The sequence below is a fragment of the Thermocatellispora tengchongensis genome, from assembly GCF_014202315.1.
Lineage (GTDB): Bacteria > Actinomycetota > Actinomycetes > Streptosporangiales > Streptosporangiaceae > Thermocatellispora > Thermocatellispora tengchongensis.
The window spans coordinates 1-12,237 of record NZ_JACHGN010000018.1 but is presented as its reverse complement, the minus strand read 5'-3'; the positions used below and the strand labels follow the sequence as shown (position 1 = coordinate 12,237).

Annotated in this window: 1 protein-coding gene; it reads right to left on the bottom strand. The window is 75.1% G+C overall.

Features of this window, described 5'->3' with window-relative positions; all coding sequences use genetic code 11:
* Positions 1-24 precede the first annotated feature (24 nt).
* Positions 25-12,228, bottom strand: coding sequence for a type I polyketide synthase (locus tag HNP84_RS53925; protein ID WP_312926480.1), 12,204 nt, complete (start codon positions 12,226-12,228; stop codon positions 25-27).
* Positions 12,229-12,237 lie beyond the last annotated feature (9 nt).

Sequence of the window (12,237 nt, the reverse complement as noted above, 5' to 3'; positions counted from 1 at the left end):
GGACTCCCAGAAGCAATGAGCGGATCAATTAGTCTGTGGCGTCGATCGCGGTGGCCCGAGTTCCTGGTCCAGGAAGCTGAACACCTCGTCGGGTGTGGCCGACTGGAATTCGATGTCGGTGCTCACGGGTTCTTCCGCTCCGTGCGTGTCTATCCAGTTCGACAACAGCCCCCGCAGCAGCCTGGTCACGTCGTCGCGCATCTCGAAGCCGGAGGTGACGCCGGCGAGGGCCGACTGAAGCCGCTCGATCTCGGTGATGATCGACGGCGATTCGGTCCCCTCGCCCGGGTTCATCGCGCTCCGTACGTGGCCGGCCAGAATCTCCGGCGTCGGGTAGTCGAAGACCAGCGTGGCGGGAAGTCTCATCCCGGTTGCCTTGTTCAGCCGATTACGCAGCTCCACAGCGGTGAGTGAGTCGAAACCCAGGTCCTTGAAGGCGCGGTCGGCCTCCACCACGTCCATGGAGGCGTGCCCGAGGACGGCGGCGGCCTCGGCCCGGACCAGATCTGTCAGCATCCGCTCCTGCTCGATTCGGGACAACCCGTTCAACTGCTGCCTGAGGGTGCCTTCCACACGTCCGTCGTCCTGACCGTCGGGCTCGGACGCGTGCGCGGACAGGGCCTGTCGCACCTCGGGCAGGTCGGCGATGAGGGCGCTCGGGCGGTGGAGGGTGAACACGGGCGCGAACCGGGCCCAGTCCACGTCCGCGACGGTCACGGTCGCCGTCGCCGTTTCACCGGCGGCCGAGCCGGTCGAGCCGGTCGAGGCGTCGATGATTCCGGCCAGCGTCTCGATCGCCAGGTCCGGGTCCATCTCCCGCAGGCCCAGCCGCTGCAGCCGGTCACCGCTCTCGCCCTGGCCCATGCCGCCGCCGCCCCACAGGCCCCAGGAGACCGACGTCGCCGCCAGTCCCCGGCCGCGGCGGTGCTCGGCCAGGCCGTCCAGGAAGGCGTTGGCCGCGGCGTACGCGGCCTGTCCGGCGCTGCCCCAGATCGCGGCGCCGGACGAGAACGTCACGAAGGCGGTCAGCTCCCGGCCGGACGTGAGCTCGTCCAGGTTCACCGCTCCGGCCAGCTTCGCCGCGGCGGTCTCGGCCAGGCCGGCGACGGTGAGGTCGCCGAGCGGGGTGACGTCGTTGGTCCCGGCGGCGTGGAAGACCGCGGTCAGCGCCGGCCCGGACCGATCGATCCGGTCGAGCAGGGCGGCGGCCGGCTCCCGGTGGGCGGTGTCGCAGGCGACCACCTCGACGGCGGCGCCGGCTTCGGCCAGCGTGGCGGCGAGCGCGGCGGAACCGGTGGCGGCCGGCCCGGAGCGGCTGGACAGGACGATCCGGGGGGCACCACGGCCGGCCAGCCAGCCGCCGACCCGGCCGCCGACGGCTCCGGTCCCGCCGGTCACCAGGACCGTTCCGGTCGGCGTCCAGCGCTCGGCTCCGCCGGTCCGGGGCGCCCGGACCAGACGGCGGACGCGGATTCCGTCGCCGCGGATCGCCACCTGGTCCTCCCCGGACAGGGTGTCGCCGGCGGCCAGGAGCCGGACCAGCCGATCCGCGGCCCGCTCGTCCAGTTCCGAGGGCAGATCGATCAGGCCGCCCCACCGGCCGGGATGCTCCAGGGCCGCGACCCGGCCCAGGCCCCACACCGGCGACTGACCGGGCGAGGCGAGCGTCTCGCCGGGTCCGGCGGCGACGGCTCCCCGGGTCAGGACCCACAGCGGCGCCTCGATCCCGCGGTCGCCGAGGGCCTGAAGCAGGGCGAGCGTTCCGGCCAGGCCGGTGGTGACCACCGGCGCGCCGGGCAGCGGGGCCTCGTCCAGGGCCAGGAGCGAGACCACTCCCGCCGGCGCCGGGCCGGGGTCGAGCCGGTCCGCCAGCGCCTGCCGGCCGGTCTCGCCGGGTGCGGTCTCGACGAGTACGACGTCGGCGCCGGCCGCGTCCAGGGCGGACATGCAGGCGCCGGCCAGTTCCCGCTGGGCGGGGGCGGCGACGAGCAGCCAGGTCCCGGTCAGCGGCGCCGGCCGCGGGTCGGGCAGGGCCGGCCAGGAGATCCGGTACCGCCAGCCCGCGGTGACCGTTTCGCCGCGTTCGCGCTGCCGCCAGGACGCCAGCGCGGGCAGGACCTCGCGGAACGGCTTGTCCGGGTCGACGGCGAGCGTGCCGGTCAGGCCGGCCAGGTCGCCGTCCTCCACGGCGGCCCAGAACCGGGCCTCGGCGGGGTCGCCGCTCCGGAGTGCCTTTCCGGTCTCCAGCCAGAACCTCTGGTGCTGGAAGGCGTACGTGGGCAGATCGACCCGTGCTCCGGTGGGCAGGACGGCGGCCCAGTCCACCGGGACGCCGTGGACGTGCACCTCGGCCAGGGAGGCCAGCATCCGATCCGCGCCGCCGTCGTCGCGGCGCAGGGTTCCGGTCAGCACCGGCGGCCGGCGTAGGCCCCGGGCGGTACCGGGTTCCGCCGGGTCGTCGCCGGGCCGGGCGTTCTCCAGGGTGGCGCCGATGGCGGTGACGAGCACCGGGTGCGCGGAGGTCTCGACGAACACCCCGTATCCGGCCCGGCCCAGCGCCTCGATCGCCCGGGAGAACTCCACGGGCGCGCGCAGGCTGGCGTACCAGTATCCGGCGTCCATCTCCGGGCCTCGCAGGAACTCACCGGTCATCGCCGACACGATCGGGACCCGGGCGGGCCCGGGAACGACGCCGTCCAGGAGCCGCAGGATCTCCTCGCGCAGCTCATCGGCCTGCGGGCCGTGCGAGGCGTAGTCCACCGGCAGCATCCGCGCCCGCACGCCGTCCCGCTCGCACCCGGCCAGGACCTCCGCCAGGGCGTCCGGGTCACCGGACACCACGGTGGCATCCGGCCCGTTGACCGCGGCCACCGACGCGCGCCCGTCCCAGTGCGCCACCCGGGCGGCCACGGCGTCCGCGGACTCGGCGATCGAGAGCATCCCGCCCCGGCCCGACAACGCGGTCAGCGCCTGGCTCCGCAACGCCACGATCTTGGCGGCGTCCTCCAGGGTGAGGATTCCGGCCACCACGGCCGCGGCGATCTCGCCCTGGCTGTGACCGACGACCGCGTCGGGTTCCACTCCGGCGGCCTGCCACACCGACGCCAGCGACACCATCACCGCCCACAGGGCGGGCTGGACGACATCGACCCGGTCCAGGCCCGGCGCGCCCTCGCGGCCGTGCAGCACGTCGTCCAACGACCAGTCCACGTACGGGGCCAGCGCCCGGCCGCACTCGGCCAGCCGGGCGGCGAACACCGGGCTGGCCTCGGCCAGCTCCCGGCCCATCCCGGCCCACTGGCTGCCCTGACCGGGGAAGACGAACACCACCCGGCCGCCACCGCCACCGGCCGGAACCGTCCCGGTCACCACGCCCGCCGCCGGGCGACCGGCCGCCACCGAGGACAACCCCGACAGCAACTCCGGCCGATCCCGGCCGACCACCACCGCCCGGTGCTCGAACACCGACCGGCTCGTCACCAGCGACCAGGCCACATCCGCGACATCCAGCTCCGGACGAGCCCGCACGAACTCACCCAGCCGGCCCGCCTGCGCCCTCAGCCCGGCACCGGATCGCGCCGAAACCAGCCACGCCGCCACCGGGCCGGTCAGCACCGGTACGGCGGGCTCCGGATCACCTGCGGTGGACGGGGGATCGCCGGCGGCGGGGGCTTCTTCGATGATGACGTGGGCGTTGGTGCCGCTGATGCCGAAGGCCGACACTCCGGCCCGCCGGACCCGCCCGTTGACCGGCCAGGGCCTCGGCTTGGCCAGGAGCTCGACGTTCCCGGCCGACCAGTCGATGTTCTCCGCGGGCTCCTCGGCGTGCAGGGTGCGGGGGAGTTCCTGGTGCCGCAGGGCCAGCACCATCTTCATCACCCCGGCCGCACCCGCCGCGCTCTGCGTGTGCCCCAGGTTGGACTTCACCGAACCGAGCCACAACGGACGATCCTCGGGCCGGTCCTGCCCGTAGGTCGCCAGCAGGGCCTGGGCCTCGATCGGGTCCCCGAGGGTCGTGCCGGTGCCGTGCGCCTCCACCGCGTCCACCTCCGCGGCCGACAACCGCGCGTTGGCCAGCGCCGCCCGGATCACCCGCTGCTGCGACGGGCCGTTCGGCGCGGTCAGACCGTTCGAGGCGCCGTCCTGGTTCACCGCGCTGCCCCGGATCACCGCCAGCACCGGATGCCCGTTCCGCCGCGCGTCCGACAACCGCTCCAGCAGCATCATCCCCGCGCCCTCGGCCATACCGATGCCGTCGGCGTGCGCCGAGAACGCCTTGCACCGCCCGTCCTGGGCCAGCCCGCGCTGGCGCGAGAAACCGACCAGCGCCCCCGGCGTCGCCATGATCGTGACACCGCCGGCCAGGGCCAGCGAGCACTCCCCCGCCCGCAGCGCCTGCGCGGCCAGATGCAGCGCCACCAGCGAGGAGGAACAGGCCGTGTCCACGGTGACCGCCGGGCCCTCCAGCCCCAGGGTGTAGGAGACGCGCCCGGACAGCACGCTGGTCGAGCCCCCGGTCAGCAGGTGGCCTTCGGAGCCGGTCGAGGCGAACAGTCCGTATCCCAGGGCCGAGCCGCCGGCGAAGACCCCGGTCTGCGAGCCCCGCAGGCTCATCGGGTCGATCCCGGCCCGTTCCAGCGCCTCCCACGAGATCTCCAGCAGCAGCCGCTGCTGCGGGTCCATGGCCAGTGCCTCGCGGGGACTGATCCCGAAGAAGCCCGGATCGAACTCGGCGGCGTCGTGCACGAATCCGCCGCTGCGGGCGTAGAAGGTGCCGGCGGTGTCGGGGTCCGGGTGGTACATGCCGGCTATGTCCCAGCCCCGGTCCAGGGGCAGCTCTGTGATCGCGTCGCCCCCGGCGGACAGCAGTTCCCACAACGATTCCGGGTCGCGGACGCCGCCGGGGAACCGGCAGCCCATCCCCACGATCGCGATCGGTTCGCCGGGCTCGATCGGGACGGCGGTGAGCGCGGGCCGGGTCGCGTCCGGGCTCAGGACGCCGAGCAGCTCGGAGGCCAGATGACCGGCCAGGACCCCGGCCGTCGGGTAGTCGAACACCAGCGTGGCGGGCAACCGCAGCCCGGTCGCGGCGCTCAGCCGGTTGCGCAGCTCGACGGCGGTCAGCGAGTCGAACCCGAGGTCGGTGAACGCCCGGCTCAGCTCGACCGCGTCCGCCGACGTGTGCCCCAGGACGGCGGCCACGTGGGTGCGCACGAGATCCGTCAGCACCCGGTCGCGTTCGGCCGGGGACACTCCGGCGAGCCGCCGGCGCAACGTGTCCGCTCCGGCGCCCTGGCCCGCGGCCGAGGCCGTGGACAGCCGGACGGGACCGGCCAGACCTCTCAGCAGGGCCGGGACCTCGGCGCCGCGGGCGGCCTGGGCGCGCATCCCGGCGACGTCGAACCGGACCGGCATCAGCACGGCCTCGTCCCGGGTGAGGGCCAGATCGAGCAGGGTGAGGCCCTCGTCGGCGGACAACTCGCCGGCGCCGGCGCGGGTGATGCGGTCCAGCAGGCCCTTGCTCAGGTTGCGGCCGATCCCCTCGCCGGCCATCCAGGCTCCCCAGGCCAGGGAGACCGCGGTCAGGCCGTCGGCGCGGCGGCGCTCGGCCAGCGCGTCGAGGAAGGCGTTGCCGGCCGCGTAGTTGCCCTGCCCGGGTCCGCCGAACGTGGCCGCGACCGAGGAGAACAGGACGAACAGGTCCAGATCCAGGCCCAGGGTCAGCTCGTGCAGGGCCCAGGCCGCGTCGGTCTTGGGCCGCATCACGGCATCGACGCGCTCCGGGGTCAGCGAGCCGATGATGCCGTCATCGACGACTCCGGCGGTGTGGACGACGCCGGACAGTCTGGTCCCGGCGGGAAGACCGGCGAGCAGGGCGGTCAGGGCGGCCCGGTCCCCGGCGTCGCAGGCGGCGACCATCACGCCGACCCCGGTGGCGGCGATGCCGGCGGCCAGGGCGGCGGCCCCGGCGGCGCCCGGCCCGGAGCGGCTGACCAGGATCAGATGGGCGGCGCGGCCGGTCGCGGCCAGGTGCCGGGCGGTGAGGCCGGCCAGCGTCCCGGTGCCGCCGGTGACCAGAACGGCGCCGGGAACACGGGGGGACGTGCTCTCGTCGCCCGGGTTCGCCTCGTCGTCCGGGGCCGTCTCGTTTGTGGCGCCCGCCGGTGCCGCGACGGCGGACGGGCGGGCCAGGCGGCGGGCGTAGGCGCCGCCGCCGCGGACGGCGATCTCCGGCTCCGCGGTGTCCAGCGCGGCGACCAGCACCCCGGCCGGGTCCGGAGCGGCACCGGCGTCGCCGGGCAGGTCGATGAGGATCAGCCGGCCGGGGTTCTCGCTCTGCGCCGAGCGGAGCAGACCCCGGGCGGCCGCGGCGCCCAGGTCGGCCACGCCCTCGCCGGGTTCGGTCGCGACCGCCCCCCGGGTGACGACGACGAGCCGCGCCGGCAGGTCCAGCGCCAGCCACCGCTGCGCCAGCTCCAGCGCCTCACCGGTCACCCGCCGGGCGGCCGCGCCCTCGTCCGCGTCCTCCTGGATGTGAGCCGCCGTCCCGAGACCGGCCAGCACGGTCTCCGGAGCCGTTCCGCCCGCCTCGATCGCGGCCGCCAGCGCGGCCAGATCGGCGTACGCGCTCACCTCGACGCCGGCCGCGCCCAGGCGCTCGGCCAGCCCCAGCCGGTCGGGCCCGACGACCGCCCAGCGGCCACCGGAGGCGGGCGCCGGCACCGCGACGGGGGTCCATTCGACGCGGAACAAGGCGTCCCGCAGGGCGCTCCGGGCCGCCGCCGAGGCCGAGGCCGGGCGCAGGACCAGCGATTCCACCGACACGACCGGCGCGCCCGTCGCGTCGGCCGCGACCAGCGACACCGCGCCGGCCGGCGACTGCCGCAACCGGGCGCGCAACACCGATGCGCCGACCGCGTACAACGACAGCCCGGACCAGGCGAACGGCATCCGAGCGCCATCCCCGCCGACGACCGGCCCGGCGTGCCAGACGGCGCTCAGAGCGGCGTCCAGCAGGACCGGGTGCAGGCCGAAGTCGGCGGCGTTGCCGGCGATCGCCTCGGGCAGGACGACCTCGGCGAAGACATCGCCGTCGCGCCGCCACACCGCCCGCAGTCCCTGGAACGCGGGCCCGATCGCGGCCAGGTCCTGGTGCACGCCGTCCAGCGGCACGGCCACGGCACCGGCCGGGGGCCAGACGGTGAACTCGCCATCGGCGAAATCGGCGGGCGGCGGGGCCGGGGCGACCCGCCCGGCGGCGTGCCGGGTCCACGGGACGCCGGCGTCCACCGGCCGGGCGAAGATCTCGACGTCCCGCCGGCCGTCACCGCCGGGGGCGCTCACGGTGACCTGGACCTGCACGTCGCCGGTCGCGGGCAGCACCAAGGGCGTGGCCATGGTCAGCTCGTCGATCCGGGTGCACCCCAGCCGCGCCCCGGCCACCGCCGCGAGCTCGGCGAACCCGGTCCCGGGGAAGAAGACGGTTCCGCCCACCTCGTGACCGGCGAGCCAGGGGTGGGCCGTCAGTGACAGCCGCCCGGTGAACACCAGGGCGTCGCCGTCGGCCAGTTCGACCACGGCGCCGAGCAACGGATGCCCGACCGATCCCAGCCCGGCCGAGGCGACGTCGGCGGCGCCGGCCACGCTCACAGGCCAGTACCGCTGATGCTGGAAGGCGTAGGTCGGCAGGGCGACCCGCCGCCCGGCGGGCAGGACCGCCGCCCAATAGACGGCGACACCGTGCACGTGAACCTCGGCCAGGGAGGCCAGCAGCCGGCTCGGGCCGCCGTCGTCCCGGCGCAGCGTGCCCGCCACCACCGCGTCCTCCACGGTGTCGGCGACGGCGGCGGTCAGCACCGGGTGCGCGGAGACCTCGACGAACACGCCGTACCCGGCGCCGAGAACCTCGATCGCGCGGCGGAACCGCACACTGGAGCGCAGGCTCGCGTACCAGTACTCGGCGTCCATCTCGGGACCGGCCAGGAACTCACCGGTCATCGCCGACACCATCGGCACGCGCGCCGGCCCGGGGGCGACCCCGGCGAGCAGGGTCAGGATCTCGTCCCGGAGGGTGTCCACCTGCGGGCCGTGGGAGGCGTAGTCCACCGGCAGGACCCGGGCCCGGACGCCGTCCCGCTCGCACCCGGCGGCCACCTCGCTCAGCACGGCGGGCTCACCCGAGACCACCGTGGCGGCGGGGCCGTTCACGGCCGCTATCGCCACCTGGCCGTCCCAGGCGGCCACCCGAGCCTCTACGGCGTCGGCGGACTCGCCGATGAACAGCATCCCGCCGCGTCCCGACAGCCTGGTCAGGGCGCGGCTACGCAGGGCCACCACCTTCGCGGCGTCCTCCAGCGTCAGGATGCCGGCCACGCAGGCCGCGGCGATCTCGCCCTGACTGTGACCGACGACGGCGTCCGGCCGCACCCCGGCGGCCTCCCAGACGGCGGCCAGCGACACCATGATCGCCCACAGCGCCGGCTGGACCACGTCCACCCGGTCCAGGCTCGGCGCGCCCTCGCCTCCGGCCAGCACGTCGTCCAACGACCAGTCCACGTACGGCGACAGCGCCCGCGCGCACTCCGCCAGCCGGGCGGCGAAGACCGGGCTGTTCTCGGCCAACTCCCGGCCCATCCCGGCCCACTGCGAACCCTGGCCCGGGAAGACGAACACGACCCGGCCGACCTCACCGCCGGCCGGAACCGTGCCGCCGATCACCCCGCCGATCACGCCGCCGGCCGGTTCGCCGGCGGCGAGCGCGGCCAGTCCCGCCGTCAGCTCGTCCCGGTTCTCGCCGAGCAGGACCGCGCGGTGCTCGAACGCCGACCGGGTGGTGACCAGGGACCAGCCCACGTCGATCGGGTCCGGCGGTTCTCCGGCCGAGGCGAACTCGCCCAGCCGCTCGGCCTGGGCGGCCAGCCCGGCGGCGCTGCGGGCCGAGAGCAGCCAGGCCGTGGGGCCGCCGGTCAGCACCTTCGGGGCGTCATCCGGGGTGTCGGTCGTGTCGCCGGTGCCGGGCTCGGTGGCGGGGGCTTCCTCCAGGATGACGTGGGCGTTGGTGCCGCTGCCCCCGAAGGCCGACACCCCGGCCCGGCGGGGGCGGTCGCCGATGGGCCAGGCCACGGCCCGGTTCAGCAGGCGTACCTCGCCGGAGGACCAGTCGATGTGGGGTGAGGGCTCGTCCGCGTGCAGGGTTCGCGGCAGTTCCTGGTGTTGCAGGGCCAGCACCATTTTGATCACGCCGGCCATCCCGGCCGCGGCCTGGGCGTGACCGATGTTCGACTTCACCGACCCCAGCCACAGCGGACGATCCTGCGGCCGGTCCTGCCCGTACGTCGCCAACAGGGCCTGCGCCTCGATCGGGTCCCCGAGGGTCGTGCCGGTGCCGTGTGCCTCCACCGCATCGACATCCCGGGGCGCCAGCTTGGCGTTGGCCAGCGCCGCCCGGATCACCCGCTGCTGCGACGGGCCGTTCGGCGCCATCAGCCCGTTCGAGGCGCCGTCCTGGTTCACCGCGCTGCCCCGGACCACCGCCAGCACCCGGTGCCCGTTCCGCCGGGCGTCCGACAACCGCTCCACCACCAGGACGCCCACGCCCTCGGCGATCCCCATTCCGTCCGCTGCGGCTCCGAACGCCTTGCAGCGGCCGTCTCTCGCCAGGCCGAGCTGGGCGTCGAAGCCGGTGAACATGACCGGGGTCGCCGCCACGAACGCGCCGCCCGCCAGCGCCAGCGTGCATTCGCCCGACCGCAGCGCCTGGCCTGCCATGTGCAGCGCGACGAGAGAGGACGAGCAGGCCGTGTCCACCGACACCGCCGGCCCTTCCAGGCCCAGCGTGTACGAGACCCGGCCGGACAGCACGCTGCTCGACATGCCGGTGAACAAGTGCGCCTTGTCACTGTCCGCTTCCTGCCGGTCCAGGCCGTATCCGGACCAGGAGGCCCCGATGAACACGCCGGTCGGCGACCCGCGCAGCAGTCCCGGGTCGATTCCGGCCCGCTCCAGCGCCTCCCAGGAGGTCTCCAGCAGCAGCCGCTGCTGCGGGTCCATCGCCATCGCCTCACGGGGACTGATGCCGAAGAACCCGGGATCGAACTCGCCCGCGTCGTAGACGAACCCGCCACGAGGGCCCTGCCCCGGCTCGGCCGAGGCCGCGTCATAGATGGCCGACATGTCCCAGCCGCGGTCGGTCGGCAGGTCCGAGACCACATCGGCGCCGCCCGCCAGCAACCGCCAGAAGTCCTCCGGACCACGCACCCCGCCCGGGAAACGACACCCGATGCCGACGATCGCGATCGGCTCATCCGAAACGGCTGCAGTGACGACCGCGACCTCGTCCCGGTCCCCCAGCAGCCGCGAACGCAGGAACCCTGCCAGCGCCGCCGAGGTCGGGTAGTCGAACACCAGCGTGGCCGGCAAGCTCATCCCGGTCGCGGCGTTCAGCCGGTTGCGCAGGTCCACCGCCGTGAGCGAGTCGAAGCCGAGATCCTTGAACGCCCGCCCGGCCGCCAGCGCCTCAGGAGAGGAGTGGCCCAGGACGATAGCCGCCTCGGTCCGCACCAGATCGGTGAGCATCCGGAGTTGGTCGGCTCGGTTCAGGCCGGTCAGCCGGGTCGTCAGCTCGCCACCGGCGGTTCCCTGCTCAGCCGCCGGCTCGCTGAGTGCTTCCCGCGCTTCGGGCAGGTCACCGATCAACGGGCTGGGCCGATGCACCGTCAGAACCGGCGCGAACCGCGCCCAGTCGATGTCGGCGACCGTGATCGGCCCCTCGCCGTGATCCAGGGCCTGCGCCAGCACGCCGATCGCGAGGTCGGGGTCCATCTCCCGCAGGCCCATCCGCTGCAACATCGCCCCGGACCAGCCCTCGGCCATCCCGCCGCCGCCCCACAGCCCCCACGCCACCGACGTCCCCGCCAGCCCGCGCGCACGGCGGTCCTCCACCAGCGCGTCCAGGAACGCATTCGCCGCCGCATACCCGCCGAGGTGGGAGCTGCCCCACGTCGCCGCACCCGAGGAGAACGTCACGAACGCGTCCAGATCCACCGCCAGCGCATCCAGATGCGCCGCGCCACCGGCCTTGGCCGCCATCGACACGCCCAGACCGGCCACGTCCAGGTCGGCCAGCGCGTCACCGCCACCCACACCGGCCGCGTGGAACACCGAACTCACCCCGGGCCCGCTCGCACCGATCCACTGGATCAGGGCGGCCACCTCGGATCGGACGGCTACATCACCGGCCAGCACCGCCACCGACGTCCCCGCCGCCGCCAGTTCCGCCGCCAGCGCGCCGATCCGGGTGGCAGCCGGACCGGAACGGCTCGTCAGCACCACCCGCTTCGCGCGCCGGGTCGCGGCCCAGCGGGCCAGCCGGCCACCGATCGCGCCGGTTCCCCCGGTCACCAGAACGCTCCCGCGCGGCGCCCACACGCCTCCAGCTCTCGGCCGGGGGGCGCGTACCAGGCGGCGGGCCAGCACGCCCGTGTCCCGGATCGCCACCTGGTCCTCACCCGACCCGGCCAGCACGGCGCACAACCGCTCCGCCGCCACGCCGTCCAGGACCTCGGGCACGTCGATCAGGCCGCCCCACCGGTCCGGGTGCTCCAGAGCGGCTACCCGCCCCAGCCCCCACACCTGGGCTTGGATCGGACTGGTGAGGGGATCGCCGTCGCCGGTCGTGACGGCGCGCTGGGTCAGCACCCACAGCGGCGCGGTCGTCCCGGCGTCGCCGAGAGCCTGGATCAGCGCGACCGTGGCGGCCAGACCGACCGGCACCACCGGAGCGCCCGCCAGCGGCTCCTCATCCAACGCCAGCAGCGACACCACCCCGGACACGGCCTGCGTCCCGACGGCTTCCCGCACCCGGGCCGCAAGGGCCTCCCGGTCCGCCGCCGAAACCTCGGCCAGCACGACCTCCGCGCCATGACCGGCCAGCGCCTGGACGCATTCACGAGCCGAACCCGCGCCCGCCGACCCGGTGACCACGAGCCACGTTCCGCTCAGCACGGCGGGGCGGCGGCCCGCGACCGGGACCCAGGTGATCCGGTACCGCCAGTCCGCCGTCCGCGGCCGATTCCCGTCCCCACGCCGTGACGCCGCCGGCACTCCCTGGGCCCAGTACCGCTCCCGTACGAACGCATATGTCGGCAGATCCACCGGCCGTGCGGGCGTCAGCACCGCCCGCCAGTCCACCGGCACACCCCGGACGTGCACCTCGGCCAGGGACCGCACGACCCGCTC